Source organism: Pseudomonas neustonica (genome assembly GCF_003797945.1).
GTDB classification, from domain to species: Bacteria; Pseudomonadota; Gammaproteobacteria; order Pseudomonadales; family Pseudomonadaceae; genus Halopseudomonas; species Halopseudomonas neustonica.
In genome coordinates this window covers 98390-123523 of sequence record NZ_RKKU01000008.1, presented here as the reverse complement: position 1 = coordinate 123523, position 25134 = coordinate 98390, and the positions used below count along the sequence as shown (strand labels likewise).

Annotated in this window: 24 protein-coding genes; 11 read left to right on the top strand and 13 right to left on the bottom strand. The window is 53.7% G+C overall.

The features are described from left to right. Positions 1-284: 284 nt before the first annotated feature. Positions 285-1208 carry a GGDEF domain-containing protein gene (locus EF096_RS09005; protein ID WP_123889294.1) on the top strand — a complete coding sequence of 308 codons (924 nt, stop codon included), beginning with the start codon at positions 285-287 and terminating at the stop codon, positions 1206-1208. Continuing rightward, positions 1205-2233 (top strand): AraC family transcriptional regulator, encoded by a 1029-nt coding sequence (locus EF096_RS09000; RefSeq protein WP_123889293.1) that lies wholly within the window; start codon positions 1205-1207, stop codon positions 2231-2233. The genes EF096_RS09005 and EF096_RS09000 overlap by 4 nt, the downstream gene beginning before the upstream one ends. A 26-nt stretch (positions 2234-2259) precedes the next feature. Here the strand turns inward: EF096_RS09000 and ppsR are convergent, their stop codons facing one another. Then, entirely contained in the window at positions 2260-3078 is an 819-nt protein-coding gene (gene ppsR, locus EF096_RS08995; RefSeq protein WP_123889292.1) for a posphoenolpyruvate synthetase regulatory kinase/phosphorylase PpsR, read from the bottom strand. Positions 3079-3234: 156 nt separating this feature from the next. On the opposite strand from ppsR, the gene ppsA reads away from it, so the two are divergent. From ppsA to EF096_RS08965, 6 genes are all read left to right on the top strand, one after another. Further along, the gene (gene ppsA, locus EF096_RS08990; RefSeq protein ID WP_123889291.1) at positions 3235-5604 is read left to right on the top strand and encodes a phosphoenolpyruvate synthase; all 2370 of its coding nucleotides are present in this window, start codon (positions 3235-3237) and stop codon (positions 5602-5604) included. 35 nt (positions 5605-5639) lie between these two features. Next, complete coding sequence (gene rraA / locus EF096_RS08985) at positions 5640-6125, top strand: ribonuclease E activity regulator RraA (RefSeq protein ID WP_123889290.1); 486 nt, start codon at positions 5640-5642, stop codon at positions 6123-6125. 89 nt (positions 6126-6214) lie between these two features. Then, a complete protein-coding gene (locus tag EF096_RS08980; protein ID WP_123889289.1) occupies positions 6215-6469 on the top strand; it encodes a CrfX protein in 255 nt (84 codons plus the stop codon). 12 nt (positions 6470-6481) lie between these two features. Then, on the top strand, positions 6482-7303 hold the full coding sequence (locus EF096_RS08975; protein WP_123889288.1) for a mechanosensitive ion channel family protein: 822 nt from the start codon (positions 6482-6484) through the stop codon (positions 7301-7303). Positions 7304-7342: 39 nt separating this feature from the next. After that, complete coding sequence (gene sigX, locus EF096_RS08970) at positions 7343-7927, top strand: RNA polymerase sigma factor SigX (RefSeq protein ID WP_123889287.1); 585 nt, start codon at positions 7343-7345, stop codon at positions 7925-7927. 90 nt (positions 7928-8017) lie between these two features. After that, positions 8018-8974, top strand: a complete 957-nt coding sequence (locus EF096_RS08965; RefSeq protein ID WP_123889286.1) for an OmpA family protein — start codon at positions 8018-8020, stop codon at positions 8972-8974. Positions 8975-9042: 68 nt separating this feature from the next. Here EF096_RS08965 and EF096_RS08960 read toward each other — a convergent pair whose 3' ends face one another. From EF096_RS08960 to EF096_RS08915, 10 genes are all read right to left on the bottom strand, one after another. Beyond that, positions 9043-9489 (bottom strand): thioesterase family protein, encoded by a 447-nt coding sequence (locus EF096_RS08960; RefSeq protein WP_123889285.1) that lies wholly within the window; start codon positions 9487-9489, stop codon positions 9043-9045. A gap of 145 nt (positions 9490-9634) precedes the next feature. Then, positions 9635-11233 carry an isocitrate lyase gene (locus EF096_RS08955; protein WP_123889284.1) on the bottom strand — a complete coding sequence of 533 codons (1599 nt, stop codon included), beginning with the start codon at positions 11231-11233 and terminating at the stop codon, positions 9635-9637. Positions 11234-11684: 451 nt separating this feature from the next. After that, entirely contained in the window at positions 11685-12506 is an 822-nt protein-coding gene (locus EF096_RS08950; RefSeq protein ID WP_123889283.1) for a secretin N-terminal domain-containing protein, read from the bottom strand. Continuing rightward, positions 12503-13519, bottom strand: a complete 1017-nt coding sequence (locus tag EF096_RS20795; protein ID WP_123889282.1) for a GNAT family N-acetyltransferase — start codon at positions 13517-13519, stop codon at positions 12503-12505. Before EF096_RS20795 ends, EF096_RS08950 begins: the two co-directional genes overlap by 4 nt. Continuing rightward, positions 13512-14684 carry a cupin domain-containing protein gene (locus EF096_RS08940; protein ID WP_123889281.1) on the bottom strand — a complete coding sequence of 391 codons (1173 nt, stop codon included), beginning with the start codon at positions 14682-14684 and terminating at the stop codon, positions 13512-13514. The genes EF096_RS20795 and EF096_RS08940 overlap by 8 nt, the downstream gene beginning before the upstream one ends. A 145-nt stretch (positions 14685-14829) precedes the next feature. Next, a complete protein-coding gene (purB, locus tag EF096_RS08935) occupies positions 14830-16200 on the bottom strand; it encodes an adenylosuccinate lyase (RefSeq protein WP_123889280.1) in 1371 nt (456 codons plus the stop codon). 54 nt (positions 16201-16254) lie between these two features. Further along, positions 16255-17091: a DMT family transporter gene (locus EF096_RS08930; RefSeq protein WP_123889324.1), complete on the bottom strand. Its 837-nt coding sequence runs from the start codon at positions 17089-17091 to the stop codon at positions 16255-16257. Positions 17092-17125: 34 nt separating this feature from the next. After that, complete coding sequence (gene hflD, locus EF096_RS08925; RefSeq protein ID WP_123889279.1) at positions 17126-17746, bottom strand: high frequency lysogenization protein HflD; 621 nt, start codon at positions 17744-17746, stop codon at positions 17126-17128. Continuing rightward, on the bottom strand, positions 17743-18876 hold the full coding sequence (gene mnmA / locus EF096_RS08920) for a tRNA 2-thiouridine(34) synthase MnmA (RefSeq protein ID WP_123889278.1): 1134 nt from the start codon (positions 18874-18876) through the stop codon (positions 17743-17745). The genes hflD and mnmA overlap by 4 nt, the downstream gene beginning before the upstream one ends. Before the next feature lies 1 nt (position 18877). Continuing rightward, a complete protein-coding gene (locus EF096_RS08915; protein WP_123889277.1) occupies positions 18878-19312 on the bottom strand; it encodes an NUDIX hydrolase in 435 nt (144 codons plus the stop codon). Positions 19313-19662: 350 nt separating this feature from the next. Between EF096_RS08915 and icd the strand changes: the two genes are divergently transcribed. After that, entirely contained in the window at positions 19663-20919 is a 1257-nt protein-coding gene (icd, locus tag EF096_RS08910; protein ID WP_123889276.1) for an NADP-dependent isocitrate dehydrogenase, read from the top strand. Between the two features lie 115 nt (positions 20920-21034). Here icd and cspD read toward each other — a convergent pair whose 3' ends face one another. Further along, positions 21035-21304 carry a cold shock domain-containing protein CspD gene (gene cspD / locus EF096_RS08905; protein ID WP_123889275.1) on the bottom strand — a complete coding sequence of 90 codons (270 nt, stop codon included), beginning with the start codon at positions 21302-21304 and terminating at the stop codon, positions 21035-21037. Positions 21305-21533: 229 nt separating this feature from the next. On the opposite strand from cspD, the gene clpS reads away from it, so the two are divergent. After that, positions 21534-21887 carry an ATP-dependent Clp protease adapter ClpS gene (clpS, locus tag EF096_RS08900; protein ID WP_372237872.1) on the top strand — a complete coding sequence of 118 codons (354 nt, stop codon included), beginning with the start codon at positions 21534-21536 and terminating at the stop codon, positions 21885-21887. Positions 21888-21923: 36 nt separating this feature from the next. Then, the gene (clpA, locus tag EF096_RS08895) at positions 21924-24191 is read left to right on the top strand and encodes an ATP-dependent Clp protease ATP-binding subunit ClpA (protein ID WP_123889273.1); all 2268 of its coding nucleotides are present in this window, start codon (positions 21924-21926) and stop codon (positions 24189-24191) included. A gap of 53 nt (positions 24192-24244) precedes the next feature. Here clpA and xthA read toward each other — a convergent pair whose 3' ends face one another. Continuing rightward, on the bottom strand, positions 24245-25060 hold the full coding sequence (xthA, locus tag EF096_RS08890; RefSeq protein ID WP_123889272.1) for an exodeoxyribonuclease III: 816 nt from the start codon (positions 25058-25060) through the stop codon (positions 24245-24247). Positions 25061-25134: the final 74 nt, after the last annotated feature.

The following is a 25134-nucleotide window of genomic DNA, read 5'->3' as shown; positions in this document are numbered from 1 at the left end:
GGACCTTAGGTCGGCCTTGTGTCGGTTCTGTGACAGTGAATTTGGCTGGTGAGAATTTGGGGCAAAATAAGGCCTGTTGCGGCTGCAATTGAGCTGATATCACCCCCGAAAGCCATTGATTACCTCCTGTACAGGCCCCGTCTTACGGTTTTGGTCGGCGTATTGAGGCAATTAATCATGAACCTGCGCAAATCAATATGAGCTGAAATGACCCACGCACTGAAACCTGATCGTCATATTGATCTGATGTCCTAAGCCTCATATTGCTCAAGGATGTCTTTTCGATGTACTCCATGCTCACGCTGCATAGATTCAAGTTACTTACCTTGCTGGTAATAGCTAATGCTGGCGCATTGCTCTACCTCAGCTTGGGTGAGCTGAAGCCAATGGAAATCTGGTCCTGGACTGATATAGCAGGCGAGGGTGGTTCAGCTTTACTGGTGCTGGTCTGGGCCTGGTTATTGTTGAAAGGTCGGCCGGCCGGCCGCGTGACTAATCTGCTCTTTTTTGGCCTGGCGTGCCTGTTCTGCTCTTTGTGGATGGATAGTCTGGATGAATTTATCGCACTGCCTGAAACCATGACGCTAGATCATTGGCTGGAATCGGCGCCCATGCCGATTGGCTTTATCCTGCTGACACTGGGTATCTATCACTGGCATTTTGAGCAGTTAGCGATCAGTGCACAGATGATCAATCGCGAGCGGCACTTCCGCGAACATCGACAATTCGACAAGCTGACCCCCTTGGGTGATGCACGGTACTTCCAACGGCAACTGGAGCAAGCCATGCCGGAAGCGCAGGAGCGTGCCGAACCCTTGTCTCTGGTGATGCTCGATCTGGATGACTTCAGTGCCGTCAATAACAAGCATGGCCTGCGTGAAGGCGATCGCGTATTGCAGCTGGTAAGCCAGCAAATAGTGCTGAACTTGCGTAGCCACGACCTGCTTTGCCGGTTAGCGGGAGATCGGTTCATCATCCTGCTACCTTCTACGCTGGAGGCTCAAGCTCAGGTGCTGGCACAGGAGTTATCGGATTCGCTGGCTCATCTGGCGTTGAAAACCGCAGGGCAAGGCGAGCGGATAACGCTCAAAGCGACAGCGGTTGCCTTGATGGCTCGACAGGAGGATGCCAGCTCTCTGTTAAAACGCCTCAATATTGTGATGGCGCGAGCCAAGCAAGGTCCGCAGCTGGCCAGGTCGGGCGCATGAGCAGGGTTAACTGGCTGGACTGCGAGACGCGATTTATTTCCGCCAGAGCACAGCCTGCCTACCTGATTGATCTGGCCCTGTCGCGCGGAATAGAAAGCCATCACCTGCTGAAGGGAACCGGATTGTTCTATGACGACCTGCTCAGCGGCGACCCGCACATCAGCGCGAACCAGTTTCACCGTCTGATCGATAATAGTCGCTTGTTACTGGGAGCGGACGACAGCGGCTTCCTGTATGGGCAGCAGTTACTACCCGGGCATTACGGCGCAGCGAGCAACATGCTGTGGCATGCGGACACACTACTGCAGGCGTTACAGCACCTGCAGCAATACAAGGTGCTACTGAGTCCGTTAAGTGCGCCAGTCCTGCGGATGGATGAACAGTCGGTCTACGTTTATTGGCTGGATAGCTTCAATGCCGGGAAAAATCGGCAGTTTCTCATCGAGTCCAGTATGGTAGCGGTGACTGCACTGGCGCGTCAGTTAGGCGGGCCCAATCTGCCCTGGCATTATCACCTGGCTCACTCTGAGCCGGCTTATATCGAGCAATATTGGGTGCACCTGGGGGAACATCTGCGTTTTCAAAGCCCTGTCAGCTTCATGCGAATACCGCGCGAGTTTGTCAGCAAGGCTCTACCGTCTTCAGCCGTAGTGGGGCGCATCGCCGAGCAGGAAGCAGGGCTGCAATTGTCGCAGCTGCCTGCCCCCGATAGCTTCACTGATGCGCTTTATGAGTATTTGGCGACACACATATCTAAGTTGACTGGTATGGAACAAGTCGCCGCAGACTTTGGTATGAGTACCGCAACATTCAAGCGGCGTCTTCAGCGCGAGGGCACCCAGTTCCAGGCCCAGCTGGATCGTGCGCGCACCATTATCGCTCTGGATCTGTATCTCTGCCGGGGTATGACCAATGAGGATGTCGCGGGTTATCTGCAATTCAATGATCGAACCAACTTCAGGCGTTTTCTCAAACGCCTGACAGGCAAATCGCCGAATGACTTGCGCCAATGGTTAAATGGATAGTTATATTTAACAACAACTTGAAGGTGTTACTTCAAGCGTCGCTCGATACCCATCTGCATCAATATTTTGGCTGAAATCTCCTCAACCGAGAAGTGAGTCGAGTTGATGTAGGGGATGTTTTCCTTACGGAAAAGATTCTCTACTTCGCGCACTTCAAACTCACACTGGGCAAAGCTGGAGTAGCGACTGTTAGGGCGACGCTCGTTACGGATACCGGCCAGACGCTCAGCATCAATCGTCAAACCAAAGAGCTTGGCCTTGTTTTCCTTCAGCGCCTTGGGCAGCTGCAGGCTCTCCATATCGTCTTCGGTCAAGGGATAGTTCGCTGCGCGAATGCCGTATTGCAAAGCGAGATAAAGGCAGCTTGGTGTCTTACCACAACGTGACACCCCGACCAGAATGATGTCGGCCTGAGTGTAATGGTGTGTCCTGGCGCCATCGTCGTTATCCATGGCGTAGTGCACCGCGTCAATACGGTCTTTGTAGTGCGTGTTGTGCTGAATCGAGTGGGTTTTGCCTACCGAATAGGACGAGCCGTCGCCCAACTCCTGCTCCAGAGGGGCAAGGAACGTAGAGAAGATATCAATCATGTAGCCGCTGGATTTAGCCAATTCCTGACGTATATCGTTGTTGACCACGGTATCAAAAATGATGGGGCGCTCTGCATCTTTCTCGGCAGCAGCATTGATTTGTTGTACCATGTCTCGCGCTTTTTCAACGGTATCGACATAGGGCCGCAGCAGCTTGGTGAACTGAATGTTCTCAAACTGAGCCAGCAGGCTCTGACCTAGCGTTTCGGCAGTAATGCCGGTGCCATCAGAAATGAAAAAAGCAGTGCGTTTCATTCGCGAAGCCTTAAGATGTCGTATTCCATGAAGAGCGTGATTGTGAGCTCAGGCCCGACACACTCGTAAAACGGCATTGTGGCGCATTTGTTGCGGGCAAACCAGTCGAGCCCGTTGCGGTCGCCGACTAATTCATTGATTGACGGAGAGATCACCTTGTTAGAGTACGTAGTGTCCTTCGAGCAGCTGGGCGTTGACGATGTAGAGCGGGTCGGGGGCAAAAATGCTTCTCTCGGCGAAATGATCAGCAATCTGGCCAATGCCGGTGTTTCGGTTCCCGGCGGCTTTGCCACCACGGCAGACGCCTATCGCGAGTTCCTCGAGCAAAGTGGCCTCAACGACCGCATCAATGCTGTCCTGGACAAGCTCGATGTCGATGATGTGAACGCTCTGGCTCAGGCCGGCGCGCAGATCCGCCAATGGGTGATGGAGGCTGATTTTCCGCCTGCGCTGGACAAGGCCATTCGTGACGAGTTTGCCAAGCTGTCGGACGGCAACCCGAACCTGGCCGTTGCCGTGCGCTCCTCGGCGACAGCAGAGGACCTTCCGGATGCGTCCTTTGCTGGCCAGCAGGAAACCTTCCTGAATATCCGCGGCGTCGATAACGTGATTTACGCCGCCAAGGAAGTATTTGCCTCGCTGTTCAACGACCGCGCTATCTCTTACCGCGTGCATCAGGGCTTTGACCACAAACTGGTCGCTCTGTCTGCTGGCGTACAGCGCATGGTGCGTTCTGAGACCGGTACTGCGGGTGTCATGTTTACGCTCGATACCGAATCAGGCTTCCGCGACGTCGTCTTTATTACTGGCGCCTACGGCCTAGGGGAGACGGTAGTGCAGGGTGCAGTCAACCCTGACGAATTCTATGTTCACAAGCCTACTTTGGCTGCTGGCCGTCCATCAATCCTGCGCCGCAATCTGGGTAGTAAAGCGATCAAGATGGTGTATGGCGATGAAGCCAAGGCTGGCCGCTCAGTTAAAACCGTTGATGTCGACCTGGCTGAGCGCAGTCGGTTTTGCCTGACTGACGAAGAGATCGTTAATTTGTCAAAGCAGGCGGTCATCATTGAGCAGCATTATGGCCGCCCAATGGATATCGAGTGGGCCAAAGACGGCGACGATAATAAGCTTTATATCGTTCAGGCGCGTCCTGAAACAGTGAAGAGCCGCACCACCGCCAATGTCATGGAGCGCTACCTGCTGAAAGAGAAGGGTACCGTTCTGGTTGAAGGTCGTGCCATCGGTCAGCGCATTGGTGCTGGCCCTGTACGCATCGTTAACGATGTATCAGAAATGGACAAGGTTCAGCCTGGCGACGTTTTGGTTTCCGACATGACCGACCCCGACTGGGAACCTGTCATGAAGCGTGCCAGTGCCATCGTGACCAACCGTGGTGGTCGTACCTGTCACGCTGCGATTATCGCTCGCGAGCTAGGCATTCCCGCTGTGGTCGGCTGTGGTAACGCTACAACCGAGCTGAAAGAAGGTCAGGAAGTCACTGTTTCCTGTGCTGAAGGCGATACCGGCCTTATTTATTCTGGTCAGCTGTCGTTCGACATCAAGAAGAACAGCGTTGATGCCATGCCGCCCATTCCGTTCAAGATCATGATGAACGTGGGTAACCCGGATCGAGCCTTCGACTTTGCCAACCTGCCGAATGAAGGTGTGGGCCTGGCGCGTCTGGAGTTCATCATCAATCGCATGATTGGCGTTCACCCCAAGGCGCTGCTGAACTTTGACAGCCTGCCCGCAGACGTCAAGGAAAGCGTGCAAAAGCGCATAGCCGGTTATAACGACCCGGTCGGCTTCTACGTTGACAAGCTGGTTGAAGGTATCAGCACATTGGCTGCAGCCTTTTGGCCGAAAAAGGTCATCGTGCGCATGTCGGACTTCAAGTCCAACGAATACGCCAATCTGATCGGTGGCCGTCTGTACGAGCCGGAAGAAGAAAATCCGATGCTTGGGTTCCGGGGCGCCTCGCGCTATATCAGCGACTCTTTCCGTGACTGCTTTGAGCTGGAATGTCGCGCGATGAAGCGTGTTCGGGACGAGATGGGCCTTACCAACGTCGAGATCATGATTCCCTTCGTGCGCACCGTCGGCGAAGCCAAGCAAGTAGTAGAGCTGCTGGGCGAGAATGGGTTGAAACGTGGCGAGAATGGCCTGCGCCTGATCATGATGTGCGAACTGCCCGCCAATGCGTTGTTAGCAGATGAGTTCCTTGAACACTTTGACGGTTTCTCTATTGGCTCCAATGACCTGACTCAGCTGACATTGGGCCTGGATCGCGACTCGGGCATCATCGCGCACCTGTTTGACGAGCGGAATGCGGCGGTGAAGAAGTTGCTGAGCATGGCTATTTCCGCATGCCGCGATGCAGGCAAGTACATTGGTATTTGCGGTCAAGGACCTTCGGATCATCCTGATCTAGCCCAATGGCTGATGGATCAGGGCATCGAAAGCGTGTCACTGAACCCTGATTCGGTCATGGACACCTGGTTCTTCCTGGCCGAGAATGGCAAGTAAGAGCAACTGCAAATCCAGTCTTCAAGGAGAACGCAATGCATTATGTAACGCCAGATCTATGCGATGCCTACCCGGACGTAGATGTTGTTGAGCCGATTTTCAGTAACTTTGGCGGCCATGACTCCTTTGGCGGTGAGATCGTTACGGTCAAATGCCATGAGGATAACTCTATCGTCAAAGAGCAAGTCGATCAGGATGGCCGCGGAAAAGTCATGGTCGTCGATGGCGGCGGATCTTTTCGCAGAGCCCTACTGGGCGATATGCTGGCTGAAAAAGCGGCTAAAAACGGCTGGGAGGGCATTATCATTTACGGCTGCGTGCGCGACGTAGATGTGTTGGCGCAAACCCCGCTGGGGATTCAGGCGCTGGCTAGTCACCCGATGAAGACTGACAAGCGTGGCATTGGCGATCTCAATATCACGGTCAGCTTTGCCGGAGTGACCTTTAAGCCTGGTGAATACGTCTATGCAGATAATAACGGCATAATCGTATCGCCTACAGCGTTGAGCATGCCGGAATAAGTAGTAGCTGCGCATGTTGCTGACAAGGGGGAAGACGCGCCAGTCTTCCCCCTTGGCGCATCTGCTGTGCGCTTTTCCCAGGAGGCAACATGTCTGAAGATCCCTTAGAAAGCAGGCTGCGTCATCTGCTGCAAGACGATGGCGAATATCAGGGAGCTGATCGAGAAGATCGCCGCCTGGATCAAGTGCTGCACAAGGCTCACATTCGCGGTGGGGTTTTTGACCTGATCAACCTGTTCACTCGCTGGGGCTGGGTCTTGTCCGAGGGTGGCGCACGTGGAGCGCGCCACCTAAAACCGGTGAAGCGAAGTGTTACTGCAGTCCAACCTGAAAACGATATTTAATAAGAGACCACCATGGAATTTGACGTCTGGAGCCAGAGTTTCGTTGCCGCGATGACCACCTTGTGGAGCAAGGTTGCCTCTTTTGTACCTGACCTCATTGCAGCGTTATTTATTATCCTGCTCGGCTTTGTTATCGCCAAGGTAGTTGATGCGGTGCTTAGCAAAGGCTTGGCCAAGCTGGGACTGGATCGCTTAATGGGCGGCGCCGGTGTCAACAAGATGCTGGCACGCGCAGGCATCACTTCCTCGGTATCGGTGATCATCGGCAAAGTGGTTTACTGGTTTGTCGTTCTCACCTTTATTGTATCGGCCGCGGAATCCCTTGGACTGGCGCGGGTATCTTCTACCCTGGATGTGTTCACTCTCTATTTGCCCAAAGTGTTTGGCGCGGCGCTAATACTGCTGGCAGGGCTTCTTCTTTCGCACTTGGTGAACGGCGTAGTGCGCGGTGCAGCTGAAAGCATGGGCGTTGATTACGCGAGTGGCTTGGGCCGATTTGTCCAGGGCTTACTGGTCATCATTACCGTATCGCTTGCCATAGGCCAGCTGCAGATCGAGACGGCCCTTTTGAACATGGTCATCGGCATTGTGCTGATCACCTTTGGTGGTGCCGCAGCGCTCGCGCTCGGCTTGGGTAGCAAGCAAACGGTCAGCCAGATCATTGCCGGTATTTATGTGCGTGAACTGTATGAGGTAGGCGACCGGATCACTGTCGGCGAGCTGGAGGGTAGCATTGAAGAAATTGGCACGGTCAAAACCTCGATATTGACTGACGACGGACAGTTGGTTTCCATTGCCAATAACACCCTGACGTCTGAAAAAGTGTCCCGTTGATCGTGATTACCTCTGTTTTGCAGCAAAGATACCCAAGCCTTGACCAGTCGTAACGAGCCTCGCCGCCGCTATAATCCGGCAACACTGAGTGATGAAGATTTGGTCAACGCTGCAAAAGTTGAACTGCTTCACACTACTATTGCCTATGAAGAGCTCATGCGTCGCTATCAGCGGACGCTTTTTAATGTGTGCGCGCGTTATCTAGGCAACGAAAGGGACGCGGATGACGTCTGCCAAGAGGTCATGCTGAAAGTCTTGCACGGCCTTAAGCAATTCGAAGGAAAGGCTAAGTTCAAAACCTGGCTATATAGCATTACTTACAATGAGTGCATCACTCAGTACCGCAAAGAAAAGCGGAAAAGGCGCCTGCTAGACGCCTTGAGCCTTGATGACCAGGACGAGGCGATCGAGCCAGAGCCCATTGCAGGAGAGGCTCCAGGGCTGAATGCACTGCTTTCTCACGTCAATCCTATTGATAGAGAAATACTGGTTTTGCGTTTTGTTGCGGAACTTGAGTTCCAAGAAATTGCCGATATTATGCGCATGGGATTAAGCGCGACCAAAATGCGCTATAAAAGAGCACTGGAAAAACTGCGTAATCAGATTGACAGTCCTTTTATATAAGGCTTGTATAGTTGTTAGTGTATTTCAGTTATACTACACAAGAGCTTTACGTAAAGTTAACGTCCTAATGGATTTGATGGGGATTCAATAATGAAATTGAAAAACACTGTGGGTATCGTTGTTGGTTCTGTGATTGCTGCCTCCAGCATTCCTGCGATGGCAATGAGCCAGCAGGGTTCTGTGGAAGTAGAAGCTTTCGCGGATCGCTACTTCAGCGACAGCAAATACGACATGAACGACGGCACCCTGGTGGGTGGTAGCCTCGGTTACTTCGTTACTGATGACGTATTGCTTAACATTGGCCTGGGTAAGTACAAAGGCCTGGAAGACGATAGCACCAACACCAACCTCGACGGCAAACTGGCTCAGGTTGAAGCGGTTTATCACTTTGGCAACAGCAATATCCGTCCTTACGTATCCGCTGGCCTGGCTCACCAAGAGCTTGAGCAAGTCGGTACCAGCCAAGACGATCGCACCACTATGGCTATGGCCGGCGTTGGTATCAAAAACTACCTGAACGAAAACTTCTTCGTGAAGGCTGGTCTTGATGCGCTGTATGGCTTTGACCATGGCAACACCGAATGGCAGGCTGGCGTAGGCTTGGGCATCAACTTCGGCTCCAAGAAAGAAGAGCCCGTCGTTGCCGCTGCTCCTGCACCAATGCCACAGCCAGAGCCAGCACCTGAAATGCAGTCAGTTCGCGTAGAACTGGACGTGCTGTTTGACTTTGACAAGGACACTATCCGTCCAGAATACCGTCAAGACATCCAGAGCCTGGCTGAGTTCATGAAGACTTATCCTTCCGTGACTACTACCGTTGAAGGTCACACTGACTCCGTCGGTAGCGATAGCTACAACCAGAACCTGTCTGAGCGTCGCGCCAATGCTGTCCGCGAAGCACTGATCGGTGAAGGCGTTGATGGTTCGCGCGTAAGCTCAGCCGGTTACGGTGAAGCTCGTCCGATTGCTGACAACTCAACTGCTGAAGGCCGTTCAATGAACCGCCGCGTTGAAGCAGAAGTTGAAGCAGAAGTTGAAGTACGTTAATAACGTACCAGACCAAAAAAACCCGGCTTAGGCCGGGTTTTTTTATGCTTATATCTTTAGGTAACCAGTTACTCTTCCAGTGAGTTTACACCGGGGAAGCGAACGCGGAAATCTTCCGGCATTGGGCGTACCTTTGAGCTCTCGAAGTGATAAAACACGAAGCCTGACTTTGCCAGCGCAACCTGCTCACCATTACCGGACTTGCTGATACGGAAGATGATGTCGCCACCGTATTTGTTGAGATCCATCAAGCCTACCTCAAAAACCAGTGCGTCTCTTGCAAAGGCCTCACGCAGATAGGTCGTAGCCAGGTCGGTGACGATAATGCCTACGCCTCTCTCGCTGACTTCCTCAATACCAAATTGGTAAAGAAAGCGGGCACGCGCCTCGGAGATCATAGAGATCATCGAATCGTTGGCCAAGTGGTTGGCCGAGTTTATGTCGGTGATACGTACCGTTAGTTGGGTCGTGAAATAAAACTGGTTTTCCGGGAATTCGAGCTGCAGACGTGCCATAACAAAAGCCTAGTTGAGTAGAGCAGAGGAGGTAGATTGGCGCGCATTCTACCTGAGCCAATCAATACGAGATAGAAAAAAGGGGCTACCCGAAGGTAGCCCCTTTTCTACACCAAGGCCTCTCGGCCGGGATACCGGTCCGCTATCAGCCGAACTGGTTCATGGTGTTGTCTTTACCACCCGCTTTCAGAGCAGCTTCACCAGCGAAGTACTCTTTATGGTTGTCGCCGATATCGGAGCCAGCCATATTCTGGTGCTTAACGCAGGCGATGCCCTGGCGAATTTCTTCGCGCTGAACGCCTTTCACGTAAGCCAGCATACCTTCCTTGTCGAAGTAACCTTTTGCCAGGTTGTCGGTAGACAGCGCAGCAGTGTGGTAAGTCGGCAGAGTGATCAGGTGGTGGAAAATACCTGCTTCACGGGCTGCATCAGCCTGGAAGGTACGGATATTCTCGTCAGCCACTTGAGCCAGTTCAGTTTCGTCATACTCAACGCTCATCAGCTTGGCGCGGTCGTAGGCAGAAACGTCCTTGCCAGCCTCAGCCATCGCATCGTATGCCTGCTGACGGAAGCTCAGGGTCCAGTTGAAGGACGGGCTGTTGTTGTAAACCAGTTTCGCGTTAGGAACCACTTCGCGGATACGGTTAACCATCTCAGCGATCTGGCCAACGTGCGGCTTCTCGGTTTCGATCCACAGCAGGTCAGCACCGTTCTGCAGGCTGGTGATGCAGTCCAGAACAACGCGGTCAATACCGGTGTCCTTGCGGAACTGGAACAGACCGGAAGCAAGACGCTTGGGCTTGAGCAGCTTGCCGTTGGACTTGATTACAACGTCGCCGTTGTTGATGTCGTCAGCGCTGGTGATGTAGTCGCCGTCAAGGAAAGCGTTGTACTGGTCGCCCAGGTCGCCCGGCTCGTTGGTAACAGCGATCTGCTTGGTCAGGCCAGCACCCAGTGAGTCGGTACGTGCAACGATAACACCGTCGTCAACGCCCAGCTCGAGGAACGCGTAACGAACAGCGTTGATCTTGGCGAGGAAGTCGGAGTGAGGAACGGTTACTTTGCCGTCCTGGTGGCCGCACTGCTTCTCATCGGAAACCTGGTTTTCGATCTGGATGCAGCAAGCACCGGCCTCGATCATCTGCTTGGCCAGCAGGTAGGTCGCTTCGGCGTTACCGAAACCAGCGTCGATATCAGCGATGATCGGCACAACGTGAGTTTCGTAGTTATCGATCTGAGCCTGGATTTCAGCAGCCTTGGCGTTGTCACCGGCTTTGCGAGCGTCGTCAAGGGCGGTGAACAGCAGATCCAGTTCACGAGCGTCAGCCTGGCGCAGGAAGGTGTAAAGCTCTTCGATCAGCGCAGACACAGAGGTTTTCTCGTGCATGGACTGGTCTGGCAGCGGGCCGAATTCGGAGCGCAGTGCAGCAACCATCCAACCAGACAGGTACAGGTAGCGCTTGTTAGTGGTTTTCAGGTGCTTCTTGATGGAGATCAGCTTCTGCTGACCGATGAAGCCGTGCCAGCAACCCAAAGACTGGGTGTAGACAGAGGAGTCGGCGTCGTATTCAGCCATATCCTTGCGCATGATAGCCGCGGTGTACTTGGCAACATCCAGACCGGTCTTGAAGCGGTTCTGCGCACGCATGCGAGCGACGGATTCTGGGTTGATAGCGCTCCAGCCACTACCTGCTTGTTCTTTCAGCTCGGCAGCTGCTTTGATGTCGTTTTGATAAGCTGACATGGTCCATCCTTCAAAGTTTGCGTTAGGTTCAGCACGATTTGTCGACCCATGCTCCGCTGGCCGCAAAACCACTTAAACAACGTTTGACTAAAAAAGGAGGAGACTGGCGAAATGCTAGAGGAGGGGGGGTGTGGCAAGGTACTTCAGGCAATAAGTCACCAAAAAGACAACGTCTCCGTTATCGCGGACTTAAGCTGCTGAACACCATTACCTACGTTAAATCGCTTCCCCGTCCCTCAGGACAACTTTCGTTCCAGTCGCCACCTCGTCAAACAGCTTTGTGAGCGGTAAAGACACGTGTCGGGCCGTTGGTTTTGGCTTCGACTCGGAGACCTATCTGAGGCCTCTGGCTAGCGGGAGCGAGGCAATAATGAGACCTCAAGGCATATAAGTCAATCAGGTGTAGTGTTTTTTTTAGCGCACTACATAGATGAGGGCACTGACAGACAGCTTAGTTAAGCCGCTCTACCATAAGGCGAATGCTGCCACTGGATTGGCGCTGCGTAGAGATACTGCGGCCTATATCGGCACCATTGCGGCTATCGGAATCATCCAGCCCGCCGACGGTGACCCACTCGCCAAGCCGCGCAGTAACCACCGTGTCGGCGCGCTGGACATCAATCACGCCCTGGTGGTTGCGGTTCAGCCGATCGTTATTGGCGCTCAAGGTAATGGTCGCCATCTCGCCGTTAAGCCGCACTGTTGCGTAAAATCCCTGGGTGACGTTCTGGTACTGGGTTTGCTCAACAATCCGTCCGTAAGCGTCGGTAGTGCGCGTGGTCAAGGGCACGCTCTGTCCGCTCTGAATCAGTACGGGATAGCCTTCGCTAGCGACTACCTGTCTCACGCCATCATCCGCAGAGCGTGTCTGGCGGTTGATTATTCTGGCTTGATTACCCTTGCTGCCATTACCGATGATGATATCCGCCGGACCAGTGCTTATACGTCCATCGACACGATATCCGCGCTCAACTCCGCTACTGCTGCCACTATTGGACACGCTGATACGCAGACGTGAAGGCTGTTGGTCAATCTGCTCAAGCAAGACTTTCAGTTCAACGATCCGCGCAGGTTCTGCACGAATCAGCAGTTGATTGCCATACGCAGAAACGCGCTCATCTGAGCGCAGCATGGGCTGCAGAGCAGGAATGACATCCTCTGCCATGTTGTATGATAGCGGGACGATTTCTGTGGTGGGTGTGGCGTTGGCATAGAGCACGACAATAGACAGGCACATCCAGCTGATCAGCTTGATAAACGCACGTGGCTTCATAGTAGAAATCTCCGGATGGCGGGATCACTTTGGCTACTGGCCCAAAGCTCATCGAACTGGCTGGACCAACGCTTGACCTGATCAGGCGTGTACTGACGCACAAAGCCTTCTCGCACACGGCAGTCAGGCAACATGAAAAAACCCTGTGAGTCCGTTGTCATCTGCACATACTTGTTCTTTGTCAGGTCGGGATGTTGGCAGCGAATTTCGCACAGACTTGGAAAGCGATGAACCAGGCTCAGCAGCGTGCGCCCCTGCAGAAACTCCTTGTCCACATACTGCAGAAGTATCTGTATCCTTGTTTTTGGATCGCGCGCTATAAGGCGCTCGCAGGCCTGGATAAAGCCTCGCTGGTTGAACAGCCAGCGGGCCTGTTCAGGGGAGTAGATTCGCAGTCTGCGCCGACACTGATCTACCAGCGTAGTAACCTGTTCGCAAGCAATAGCGCCACTCACCGAGTGCAACTCGGCGTCGCCTTCGGCTAATGGCTGGACAGTCTCGCGATTGAACTCGGGGTTGCTGATATCGAAGCGCCCCGGCGATTGAAACTCGATATCGGCCAGCTCGACCGTGGCCACAGCGCTCAGCTGATCGCTTGCCTGCCAGCACATGTCCTGATGAGCAATCCCCGCGTCTTCATACTCCTCTGAGCAACAAACAAAGCCAAGCTTGCGATAAAACGCAGCGGCGTGAACCTGGGCCGAGAGAATCAATTCGCGCATTCCGCTAGTCTGAGCGTACTCCATCACATGCCGCATGATAGCGGCGCCCAGGCCCAGACCGCGATAGTGCGCCAATACAGCAACGCGACCAATATGGCCGTCGCTTAGCAGTCGAGCCGTCGCAGCAGGTTGAGCCTGGTAGTAGAGCAGGAAATGGGTAGCACTCTCATCCTGTGTATCCCACTCCAGGTCGGCCGGCACTTGTTGCTCGTCGATAAATACCTGCTGGCGAATATCGCGGAGCGCTTTACCATTTACCCAATCTACCGTAGTGATGTGTATCTCATTCATCATCCCCCTCCAATAGGAGATACCCCTTCGCTAGCAGTTGCTCCAATAGCTCGATGGCCTCAGCATTTTCATGCCATTGCTCAAGCGCTTGCGGCGTCAAATAACTCTGATTGCAGATCTGCTGTACTAACGGCAGCAAGGCACCCGGTACGGTGCAATGTTCGCCGCTGGCAAACAGCTGAACCGAACCATCGGCTGCAACGCGATACGCCAGTTTAATACTGGGGTTATGCAGCAAGGCGATGCCAGCATTCAGCCCTTCCAGCAGATCTGCTTCATCATCAATATAGCTTTGTGCCAGTTCAGGATAGCGTGTTTCTGTCATGTGACGCCCGAACCAGGTCGCCAACGCTTCCCTGTTTTGGACCAGCTCAAGAATACTTCGTTGCAGACGATCAACGGATTCTTCATCAATGGCAGCTGGGTCTTGTGGCTGTTTGAGACCCGCGTCACTGTAGCGAGCATCTTCGCTGAGCTCGCTAGCGAGGTAGTCGGTAAAGTGCACCAGAATTTCCTGATGGCTCGGTGCGCGAAAACCGATGGAATAGGTCATGCAGTCGGTCTCGGCAATACCATCATGGGCAAAACCTGGCGGGATATAGAGCATATCGCCGGGCTCAAGCACCCATTCGTCCTGGCACTCAAAATCACGCAAAATACGCAGGTCCGGGTTGTCCTGAAGCGCGCTGGTACTGTTGCAGTGTTGGCCAATACGCCAACGCCGCTTGCCCTCAGCCTGCAGCAGAAACACATCATAATTGTCGAAATGTGGTCCAACGCCACCGCCCGGTGTGGCATAACTGATCATTACATCATCAATGCGCCAACTTGGTAGAAAATGGAAGCGTTTTAACAGCTCGGCAACATCCGGTACAAATTGATCCACTGCCTGTACCAATAGCGTCCAGTCCTGCTCGGGCAACGCCTTGTAGTCATCGTCAGCAAAGGGGCCGCGCCGCAGCTCCCAAGGGTGGCCGCCGTTTTTGATAACGATACGTGACTCTACTTCTTCCTCCAGCGACAGGCCGGCTAGCTCGTCTGGCTCAATGGGGCTGCTGTAGCCTGGAATGGCTTGGCGAATAAGCAGTGGCTTGCGCTGCCAGTACTCACGAAGAAAGCGTTCCACACCAACATCACCGAGTAACGCATCAAATTCTGAACTCATAAGTATCCAATCCTGAAATAGCAAACGCCCGGCAGACCCGGGCGTTGTGGTGCGATGCTGAAGAACGGATCGATACTTAGAGCCTAGCAGTTGATTTCTGCGTTGGCCTGCTTGCTGATCCGAGCTCAGTTGTCCGCGTTAAAAGTTAAATACGTTTGGCTTGTGCTACTGCACTGCCAATATAGTTGGCTGGCGTCAGGCTCTTCAGCTCCTGCTTGGCTGCATCGGGAATATCCAGACCCTCAACAAAGGCGAGCAGTGCCTCAGGGGTGATTCCCTTACCCCGAGTCAGGTCCTTGAGCTTCTCGTAAGCGTGCTCAACACCAAAGCGACGCATGACAGTCTGAATTGGCTCTGCCAATACCTCCCAGCAGTTATCCAGATCTTCAGCAATACGCTTGGCGTTTAGCTCCAGTTTACTGATGCCCTTGAGTGATGATTCGTAAGCAATAACGCTGTGGGCAAAGCCAACGCCCAAATTACGCAGTACGGTCGAATCTGTCAGGTCACGCTGCCAGCGCGAGATGGGAAGCTTGCTGGCCAGGTGCTGCATGATGGCGTTGGCAATGCCGAGATTGCCCTCAGAGTTTTCGAAGTCAATCGGGTTGACCTTGTGCGGCATGGTAGATGAGCCAATTTCGCCAGCGATGGTCTTCTGCTTGAAGTAGCCGAGGGAAATATAGCCCCAGATGTCACGATCAAAGTCGATCAATATAGTGTTGAAACGCGCTACCGCGTCGAACAGCTCAGCAATGTAATCGTGCGGCTCGATCTGCGTGGTGTAGGGGTTGAAATCAAGCCCTAGCGTCTCTTCGATGAAATGCTTGGCATTAGCCTCCCAGTCGACATCGGGATAGGCAGAAAAGTGAGCATTATAGTTGCCCACCGCGCCATTGATTTTACCCAGCAAAGGAATACTTTCTATCTGCTTAATCTGCCGCTCCAGGCGGTAAACCACATTCGCCAGTTCTTTGCCCAGTGTAGTGGGGGAGGCCGGCTGACCATGTGTACGTGAAAGCATAGGCACTGCTGCGTGCTCAACAGCCAGAGCACGAATGCTCTCGGCGATCTGACGCATCAGCGGCAGTAGTACGTCGTCGCGGCCGGCGCGCAGCATCAACGCATGGGACAGGTTGTTTATGTCTTCTGAAGTGCAGGCAAAGTGAATAAACTCACTGACCTTTTCCAGCTCAGGTAGCTGTTTGGCCTGCTCCTTGAGCAGATATTCCACGGCCTTAACATCGTGATTGGTGGTGCGCTCGAATTCTTTCACACGCTCGGCATGAACCTGCTCAAAGCGTTCCGCCAGCGTATCAAGAAGCTGATTGGCCTCGGCTGAAAAAGGGCCGATCTCGGTCAGGCCAGGGTGAGCTGCCAGGCACTGAAGCCAGCGAACCTCTACCTGGACGCGAAAACGGATCAAGCCGTATTCACTGAAAATTGGGCGCAAATTGGCGGTCTTGCTGCCGTAGCGGCCATCGACGGGAGATACGGCGGTCAGCGAGGAGAGTTGCATAAAAGGGTTCTCGTCAAAAAAAGCTGGCGGAAAAGGCGCAAATCATACACCAATTCACGCACTTTTGGCCTGCTTCGGCGAGCTGGAGATACTCAGCAGGCTAGCCACGAAGATAAGCCCTGCGCCAGCCCATGACGACACCCCGGGCATTTCGCCCCAGAGGAACCAGGCAAAGCCACCGGAGAAAACGATAGCCAGATAGCTCAACGGCCCTATTTTGCCGGGCGGCGCCAATGCATAGGCCTTGGACATCACCAGTTGGCTGGTAGTCGCAACCAGTCCGACTGCCAGCAACAACAGCAGTTGGTGCAGGGTCAGCACCTGCCAGGCCCACAGCATAGGTATGCCAGAAAGCAGCGTTGAGAAGGTTGCAAAGTAGAATACGATGCGGCTGGCTGGCTCACTACTGCTCATCGCTCGAATCGACACGAAGGCTGCCGCCGCCAGCAGACTTGCCGCCACTCCGGCTAACGCCTTGGGTTCAAATAGTGACCCGGTGGGCTTGGCCACCAGTAGCACGCCGACAAAACCGACCAGCACTACGCCGATAATTCGCGGCGTAAGGCTCTCGCGTAGCCACCACCAGGCGAGCAAGGGGGTGAATACCGGTGCCGCATAGGTGAACACCATGGCGTCTGCCAGCGGCAGGTGGGCAATTGCGTAAAAGAAGCAATACATTGCTCCTAGACCATAAAAAGTCCGCAGAAAGTGATTGCGAAGGCGCTGGGTACGGAAGGGCGCAAACCCCTTCAGCAACATCATTGGCAGGAAGAACAGCACGCCTACCAGGTTGCGGAAGAAGACCACCGTTTCATTATTGACCCCGACCGACACCTCTCTAATCAGCACGCCCATGATCGCAAACAGGAGCGCTGATAGTGCCAGTAGCATTGCGCCCTGGCGCGGATTGTCCTGACGGACGAGTTCAACCACGCAGTAGGGCTCGGGTAGCGTCCAGAAGCTTCTTTCGCTGAAATAGCAACTGCCAGCGATGACCGCAGACCTGACGCCACAAGGTTGCGCCGCGAATACCGGCAAGCAGTAACGCGCGTATGCGATTGGCCGTATCGGGTTGTTGCAGGTAGCGCATATCGCCCTGTACCTGAATACGCAGTCGTAACGTACTGAGGGTGTCCTGGTAAGTGGCGCCAAGCGAGGCCATCACGTTGTCATGCAAAATACCGAAATGCTCGACTTGATGTTCAGTCTGGCTGATACGTTGGCCAAGGACCTGCAGCATGTCGCTGCGTTTTGCGAGCTGCCGCTCTAGCGTCAGCAGATTCATAACATAGCGCAAGGCATCACGCTGCAAGGCAGCTGTATCGCGTTCCAACATGGCCTCCAGCGCCTGCAAGCCACTGCGAATCTGGTGTGTGCTGCCGCCATAGACACTGAGCACGTCATCGGGCGAGGTAATCAGAATACTGCTCGCCAGACACGCCGTCGGACCTTCTGCTGATTTACCGCTGCGCGCCAGCTTATCTACCTGCAGGGCAGCCTCGAAAATGGCGCCCAAGGCAATGGCCTGATCACGGATATTACTCATGCTGCACGCTCGTCAAAGGCCGGCTCAGCCGTTTCAATAACGCCGCCGCCAAGGCAAACGTCACCCTGATAGAGCACCACTGACTGACCTGGGGTAACCGCCCGTTGCGGTTCATCAAACACAATACGGTACCCGTCTGCTGTTGGCTCCAACAGGCAGTTCTGGTCAGGCTGCCGATAGCGTACTTTAGCCGTGACCCGAATCGAGCCGCGCGCAGCCGGCTCTGGGTTAACCCAGTAAATTGTCGAGCAAGTGAGGGCGCTTGCAAACAGCCAGGGATGATTGTTGCCCTGACCGACCACCAGCACGTTATTGCTCAGGTCTTTTTTCAAGACATACCATGGCTCATCACTGGCCCCTTGCAAGCCGCCGATTCCCAAACCCTGGCGCTGGCCAATGGTGTGGTACATCAAACCATGATGGCGACCAATAACCTCGCCCTCGGTGGTCTGAATGTCGCCCGGCTGAGCGGGCAGATACTGCTTGAGGAAATCACTGAAGCGGCGCTCGCCAATAAAGCAGATGCCGGTTGAGTCCTTCTTGCGCGCGGTGGCCAACTCATACTTCTCGGCAATACGCCGGACCTCAGGCTTCTGCAGCTCACCGACAGGGAAGAGTGTTCGCGCAATCTGCTCGGCGCCTACTGCGTGCAAGAAATAGCTCTGGTCTTTATTGCCATCAAGACCACGCAGCAACAGCGTTTGATTGTTTCGTTCGGCGCGTCTGACGTAGTGGCCGGTCGCGATCAGGTCGGCGCCGAGGGCGAGGGCGTAATCGAGAAAAGCCTTAAATTTGATTTCGCGATTACACAGGATGTCCGGATTGGGGGTCCGTCCCGCCTTGTACTCTTCAAGAAAATGTTCGAACACATTATCCCAGTATTCAGCAGCAAAGTTCGCCGTGTGCAGCTTGATGCCCAACTTGTCACTGACCGCCTGGGCGTCAGCCAGATCATCCATGGCGGTGCAATATTCTGTGCCGTCGTCTTCGTCCCAGTTCTTCATGAACAGGCCTTCAATCTGATAGCCCTGCTCCAGCAGCAGCGCCGCAGATACAGAGGAGTCGACCCCGCCGGACATACCGACGATGACGCGAGTTTGATCAGGTGCTTTGGCGGTATAGGTGTTCATGTCAACGAATCAAATCCAGTGAGTAGTGCGGTTTGTTCAGGTAGTCGAGGATGCAATCGAGCACCAGATGGCTACGCAGTTTATGGCGTTCCTGATTGATTTCTTCAAGGGTCATCCAGCGCGCTCTTACAATACCGTCGTCCAATGGCTGATCGGCGTCATACTTTAGTGGCCTGGCAAAGAAGCAGGTACGTTGGTAACTTGTACCATTGGCTGCGGTAAACAGGTACAGCCCTGTCACGCTAACGAGCTCGATGCTCCAGGCGGTTTCTTCCCGGGTTTCCCTCACTGCTGCCTGAAGCAGGGTTTCTCCTGACTCCAAATGACCTGCTGGCTGATTAAGCACCAACCGACCATCGCGGTGCTCTTCTACGATCAGAAAGCGGCCGTTGTCTTCAACGATACAGGCAACGGTAAGATGGGGAGTGAAACGCATGATGGGCCCTCCAACGGTGGCATAGGGTAGCGCAAAGCCGCTGTTGGGTGAACCATCACGCGAATGGATAAAGCAAGACTAGCATTGACAGCAAAAGCGACTAGGATTCTGATAGTCGAAGGCGTGTAGTGTCTTTGTAGTGTTACTACACACCTACCGTTTTTTGCTGTGAATAGGCACTTGAGAGCGTAAGCATCCGGGCCACAGCAATAGGTTTGAACAAAAATGCGTGACTTTTTGTAGGAAAACTACAACAATACGGCAGCTCAAAATCCGTATTCTTATTCAGTGCCTATGGGTTACCCGCCCGCAGGCTACTAGTTGCAACGACAACATACACGGAGTCAAAAATGGGATACCAAAAGATCCAAGTGCCGGCAAGCGGCGACAAAATTACTGTTAATGCCGACCTTTCCCTGAATGTACCCAACAACCCTGTCATTCCTTATATCGAGGGAGATGGCATCGGTGTTGATATTTCCCCGGTAATGATAAAGGTCGTCGACGCTGCAGTCGAAAAGGCCTATGGCGGCGAGCGCAAGATTTCCTGGATGGAAGTGTTTGCTGGCGAGAAAGCCACCCAGGTTTACGATCAGGATACCTGGCTGCCAAAAGAGACCCTGGAAGCGGTTAAGGATTACGTTGTCTCGATCAAAGGCCCCCTCACTACACCAGTAGGTGGTGGCATCCGTTCGCTGAACGTTGCACTGCGTCAAGAGCTGGATCTGTACGTTTGTCAGCGTCCGGTTCGCTGGTTCACCGGTGTACCTAGCCCGGTCAAGAAGCCCCAGGACGTTGACATGATTATCTTCCGTGAGAACTCCGAAGATATCTACGCGGGCGTTGAATTCAAGGCTGGTACTCCAGAAGCCGAGAAAGTCATCAAGTTCCTGACCGAAGAAATGGGCGCAACCAAGATCCGTTTTACCGACATGTGCGGTATCGGTATCAAGCCGGTTTCCGAGGAAGGCACCAAGCGTCTGTCACGCAAGGCTCTGCAGTACGCTGTAGATAACGATCGTGACTCTGTCACTATCGTGCACAAAGGCAACATCATGAAGTTCACCGAAGGTGCCTTCAAAGAGTGGAGCTATGAAATTGCCCGTGACGAGTTCGGCGCCGAGCTGCTTGATGGCGGTCCCTGGATGCAGTTCAAGAACCCCAAGACCGGCAAGAATATCGTCGTCAAGGACGTGATTGCTGACGCCATGCTGCAACAGATTCTGTTGCGTCCGTCCGAGTACGACGTGATCGCCACCCTGAACCTCAACGGTGACTACCTGTCCGACGCCCTGGCGGCTGAAGTAGGCGGCATTGGCATCGCACCTGGCGCCAACCTGTCCGACTCTATCGCCATGTTTGAAGCGACTCACGGTACGGCACCCAAGTACGCAGGTCAGGACAAGGTAAACCCCGGTTCACTGATCCTGTCTGCAGAGATGATGCTGCGTCACATGGGCTGGGTAGAAGCGGCTGACCTGATCATCAAGGGCACTGAAGGCGCTATCGCCAACAAGACAGTGACCTACGACTTTGAGCGACTGATGGAAGGCGCACAACTGCGCAAGTGCTCCGAGTTCGGCGACGATTTGATCGCGTCCATGTAAAAGCAGTAACGCAGCGAGGAAAGGGGCGAGCCTGCTCGTCCTTTTACCGTGCTGAAAGCAAAACAAAGCCGGCTAACGCCGGCTTTGTTTTGTGCACTGGAATCAGGTCAGGACGCTAGTAGTTCGTCACTGTTTCGGCTGAAACATCTTCATTTTCCAGTTGTTTCTTGCTAGCTTGTTGCTCTGGACATTGAATGTTGACCGCGTGTAGTCCTTTGGGGCCCTGGATGATGTCAAATTGTACCGGTTGCCCGGCCTTCAACGTTTTGTAACCATCCATCTGGATAGCTGAATAGTGTGCAAAAAGGTCTTCTTCCCGTCCATCGGCTACAATGAAACCGTACCCTTTGGCGTTGTTGAACCATTTGACCTTACCGTTCTCCATACTGCATCCCTCTGATAACCGTCACTTCATGTGAATGTGCGTCCTACGGTGCCTAGACTGAGAACAGGTAGGAACTTTAATTCGTGACTGATCAGTCAAGCACTATTACACTTTTTATCACCTAATCGAGGTAAGTCAAGCCAGCCTCAGACAAGCTGTGTGCCAGTACGCACTTTTGCGATGAGCGGCCTATTTACCAATGCGAACAGCCAAGCGACCTATGTTTTCAATGACGAAATTTCAACTAACCTTAATCGAAGGTTCAGGCGCGCCTGAGCACGAGGACGATCACGGCCTTGCGGTCGAGACCAGCAAGCCCGAGCTAAAGCCGCCTTCGCGCTATAAAGTGGTCATGCTGAACGATGACTACACCCCAATGGACTTTGTGGTTGAGGTGCTGGAAGGTTTTTTCTCGCACAACCGCGAAAGTGCTACGCAGATCATGCTGAAGGTGCATACTGAGGGCAGAGCGGTTTGCGGTATCTACACCCGGGATATCGCCGAGACCAAGGCGGCTGAAGTGAATGAGTACGCAAAGGAGTGCCAACACCCGCTGATGTGTCAGATTGAGCGGGAAGCGTAACAAAGCGATTATTATCGCGTGATATGAGGTGGCAACATGCTCAATAGAGATCTCGAGATCACCCTGAACCTGGCGTTCAAGGAAGCGCGCAACAAACGCCACGAATTTATGACAGTAGAGCATCTACTGTTGGCTTTATTGGATAACCAGGCCGCGATTGACGTGCTTAACGCCTGCGGCTCGGATATGGACCGGTTGCGCCGTGAGCTGACCGAATTCATTGATTCCACCACACCACTGATCCCCAAGCAGGATCATGAACGCGAAACCCAGCCTACTCTGGGTTTTCAGCGCGTACTGCAGCGTGCGGTTTTTCATGTGCAAAGCTCAGGCAAAGGCGAGGTTAGCGGCGCCAATGTGCTGGTCGCTATATTCAGCGAGCAGGAAAGCCAGGCTGTGTTCTTCCTTAAGCAGCAACAAATCGCTCGCATTGATATCGTCAATTTCATATCGCATGGCATTTCCAAGGTGCCGGGTGATGCTGAATCAATGGGTGAAGATCAGGAGCCTATGGATGATGAGGGTGGCGAAGGTGCAACCGCCAGCAACCCGCTTGAGTCCTATGCCAGCAACTTGAATGAACAGGCGCGCAAGGGGCGGATTGACCCTCTGGTTGGCCGCGCAACCGAAGTTGAGCGGGTAGCGCAGATTTTGATGCGTCGCCGCAAGAATAATCCCCTGTTGGTCGGTGAGGCGGGCGTGGGCAAAACCGCCATTGCAGAAGGGCTGGCCAAGCGTATCGTCGATGGCGAAGTACCTGACATTCTGTCTGAGGCGGTGGTTTATTCTCTAGATCTGGGTTCTTTGCTGGCCGGAACCAAATACCGTGGCGACTTCGAGAAGCGCTTTAAGGCTCTACTCAAAGCACTGCGCAAGCGTCCACATGCAATTCTCTTTATCGACGAAATTCATACTATTATCGGTGCCGGTGCCGCATCCGGCGGCGTAATGGATGCGTCGAATTTGCTCAAGCCGTTGCTGTCATCCGGCGAGATTCGCTGTATTGGCTCCACGACTTATCAAGAGTTTCGCGGCATCTTCGAGAAGGATCGTGCCTTGGCACGGCGCTTCCAGAAAGTGGATGTGATCGAGCCTTCGGTGAGCGATACCATTCAGATACTTAAAGGGCTTAAGAGCCGTTTTGAGGATCACCACAGTATTCGTTATACCGATGAAGCACTTAAGGCTGCCGCAGAACTGGCGGACCGGTATATCAATGATCGTCATATGCCCGACAAGGCCATTGACGTCATTGACGAGGCAGGCGCCTATCAGCGCCTGCAGTTGCCAGAAAACCGGCCAGAGTTTATTGATGTGGCTGAAGTTGAGTCCATCGTTGCCAAGATCGCGCGTATTCCGCCAAAGCATGTGTCGTCGAGCGACAAACAGCTGCTGCAGAATCTCGACCGCGATCTCAAGCTGGTGGTTTTTGGTCAGGATACCGCTATCGACGCGCTGTCGACGGCGATCAAGCTGTCCCGAGCGGGCCTGAAGTCGGCCGATAAGCCGGTTGGTTCTTTCCTGTTCGCCGGGCCCACTGGTGTGGGCAAGACCGAGGTAACCCGTCAACTGGCTAAAAGCCTGGGTGTCGAGCTCCTGCGTTTCGACATGTCGGAATACATGGAGCGCCACACCGTATCTCGCCTGATTGGCGCACCGCCCGGTTACGTTGGCTTTGATCAGGGCGGTCTGCTGACTGAGGCTGTGACCAAGAACCCGCACTGCGTGTTGCTGCTGGATGAGATCGAGAAGGCGCATCCCGAGGTCTTCAACCTGCTGCTGCAGGTGATGGATCACGGCACCCTGACCGATAATAACGGGCGCAAGGCGGACTTCCGCAATGTGATCATAGTGCTGACCACCAACGCCGGCGCCGAGAGCATGACGCGTGCGTCCATTGGTTTCACGCATCAGGATCACAGCGCAGACGGCACCGAAATCATCAAGAAGTCTTTCACGCCGGAGTTTCGCAATCGTCTGGATGCCATCATCCAGTTTGGCCGCCTGACCCACGACAGCATCAAGTTTGTGGTCGACAAGTTCCTAACCGAGCTTCAGGCACAACTGGAAGACAAGCATGTGTTGCTGGAGGTCGATGAGGAAGCCCGTAACTGGTTGGCTGAGCACGGCTATGATCCGTTGATGGGTGCGCGCCCGATGGCAAGGCTGATCCAGGACAAGATCAAGCGGCCACTGGCTGAGCAAATTCTGTTTGGTGACCTAGCTGAGCATGGCGGTACAGTTCACATTACCTTGCGTGATGGTGAGCTGGAGATAGAAGTGCCGGAAGCTGAGTTGGCCTGAACAGGCCGGTGATTAAAAAGCCCGGGCGGTTATATCGCCCGGGCTTTTTTTGTCTAGAGTGTGAAGTTACTCCAGATCGGCGCATGGTCAGAGGGCTTTTCCATTGCTCGGATAGCGTAATCGATATCGCTTTCTGTACAGAGGTCCAGTAGGGGACGGCTGGCCATGATCATATCGATTCTCAGCCCACGCTTGGGCGTGTCTTCAAAGCCGCGGCTGCGGTAGTCAAACCAACTGAACTTATCGTTCACCTCGGGGTGCAGATGCCGGAACGTATCGACCATGCCCCAGGCCTTCAGGCGTTGCATCCACTCGCGTTCCTCGGGCAAAAAGCTGCACTTGCCAGTACGTAACCAGCGTTTGGCATTATCGGCGCCGATACCGATATCAGCGTCAGTATCAGAAATATTCACATCCCCCATGATAATAATGCGCTGATCGGCAGTGAAATCCTGCTCAAGGTGTGCCTGCAGGTCAGCGTAGAACTTCTGCTTGGCAGGGAACTTGGTAGGGTGGTCACGGCTCTCACCTTGCGGGAAGTAGCCATTGAACACAAACAGGGGCTTACCGTCAGCGCAGGGTATAGCAGCGCTGATCATTCGTCGTTGCGCCTCGTCATTGTCTTTTGGTAGTCCCTTGCGCACCCACAGCGGCTCTTCTTTACACAGCAGCGCTACACCGTAGTGACCTTTCTGACCGTGAAAGTAAACGTGGTATCCCAGTTTCTCGACCATCTCCAGCGGAAACTGCGGATCGTCTACTTTGGTTTCCTGCAGGCCAATAACATCAGGCGCATGTTGGGTGACAATCTCGCTCAGTTGATGAGGACGCGCTCGCAGGCCGTTGATATTGAAAGAGACTATTTTCATGAGTATTTCCTGAAGGAGGCCGCACGGCGTTCTGCGATGAGACGAGTGCGAAGATGAATGTTTTCAATTAAAAC

Excerpts from the sequence above, each read along its gene's own strand:
- EF096_RS08975 (WP_123889288.1), top strand. The coding sequence starts at position 6,482 with ATGGAATTTGACGTCTGGAGCCAGAGTTTCGTTGCCGCGATGACCACC.
- ppsR (WP_123889292.1), bottom strand. The coding sequence starts at position 3,078 with ATGAAACGCACTGCTTTTTTCATTTCTGATGGCACCGGCATTACTGCC.
- EF096_RS08950 (WP_123889283.1), bottom strand. The coding sequence starts at position 12,506 with ATGAAGCCACGTGCGTTTATCAAGCTGATCAGCTGGATGTGCCTGTCT.
- cspD (WP_123889275.1), bottom strand. The coding sequence starts at position 21,304 with ATGGAGAACGGTAAGGTCAAATGGTTCAACAACGCCAAAGGGTACGGT.
- mnmA (WP_123889278.1), bottom strand. The coding sequence starts at position 18,876 with ATGAACACCTATACCGCCAAAGCACCTGATCAAACTCGCGTCATCGTC.
- EF096_RS09000 (WP_123889293.1), top strand. The coding sequence starts at position 1,205 with ATGAGCAGGGTTAACTGGCTGGACTGCGAGACGCGATTTATTTCCGCC.
- EF096_RS20795 (WP_123889282.1), bottom strand. The coding sequence starts at position 13,519 with ATGAATGAGATACACATCACTACGGTAGATTGGGTAAATGGTAAAGCG.
- purB (WP_123889280.1), bottom strand. The coding sequence starts at position 16,200 with ATGCAACTCTCCTCGCTGACCGCCGTATCTCCCGTCGATGGCCGCTAC.
- EF096_RS08930 (WP_123889324.1), bottom strand. The coding sequence starts at position 17,091 with ATGCTACTGGCACTATCAGCGCTCCTGTTTGCGATCATGGGCGTGCTG.
- clpA (WP_123889273.1), top strand. The coding sequence starts at position 21,924 with ATGCTCAATAGAGATCTCGAGATCACCCTGAACCTGGCGTTCAAGGAA.
- EF096_RS08965 (WP_123889286.1), top strand. The coding sequence starts at position 8,018 with ATGAAATTGAAAAACACTGTGGGTATCGTTGTTGGTTCTGTGATTGCT.
- icd (WP_123889276.1), top strand. The coding sequence starts at position 19,663 with ATGGGATACCAAAAGATCCAAGTGCCGGCAAGCGGCGACAAAATTACT.
- EF096_RS08955 (WP_123889284.1), bottom strand. The coding sequence starts at position 11,233 with ATGTCAGCTTATCAAAACGACATCAAAGCAGCTGCCGAGCTGAAAGAA.
- clpS (WP_372237872.1), top strand. The coding sequence starts at position 21,534 with ATGACGAAATTTCAACTAACCTTAATCGAAGGTTCAGGCGCGCCTGAG.
- EF096_RS08980 (WP_123889289.1), top strand. The coding sequence starts at position 6,215 with ATGTCTGAAGATCCCTTAGAAAGCAGGCTGCGTCATCTGCTGCAAGAC.
- hflD (WP_123889279.1), bottom strand. The coding sequence starts at position 17,746 with ATGAGTAATATCCGTGATCAGGCCATTGCCTTGGGCGCCATTTTCGAG.
- EF096_RS08940 (WP_123889281.1), bottom strand. The coding sequence starts at position 14,684 with ATGAGTTCAGAATTTGATGCGTTACTCGGTGATGTTGGTGTGGAACGC.
- EF096_RS08915 (WP_123889277.1), bottom strand. The coding sequence starts at position 19,312 with ATGCGTTTCACTCCCCATCTTACCGTTGCCTGTATCGTTGAAGACAAC.
- xthA (WP_123889272.1), bottom strand. The coding sequence starts at position 25,060 with ATGAAAATAGTCTCTTTCAATATCAACGGCCTGCGAGCGCGTCCTCAT.
- EF096_RS09005 (WP_123889294.1), top strand. The coding sequence starts at position 285 with ATGTACTCCATGCTCACGCTGCATAGATTCAAGTTACTTACCTTGCTG.
- rraA (WP_123889290.1), top strand. The coding sequence starts at position 5,640 with ATGCATTATGTAACGCCAGATCTATGCGATGCCTACCCGGACGTAGAT.
- EF096_RS08960 (WP_123889285.1), bottom strand. The coding sequence starts at position 9,489 with ATGGCACGTCTGCAGCTCGAATTCCCGGAAAACCAGTTTTATTTCACG.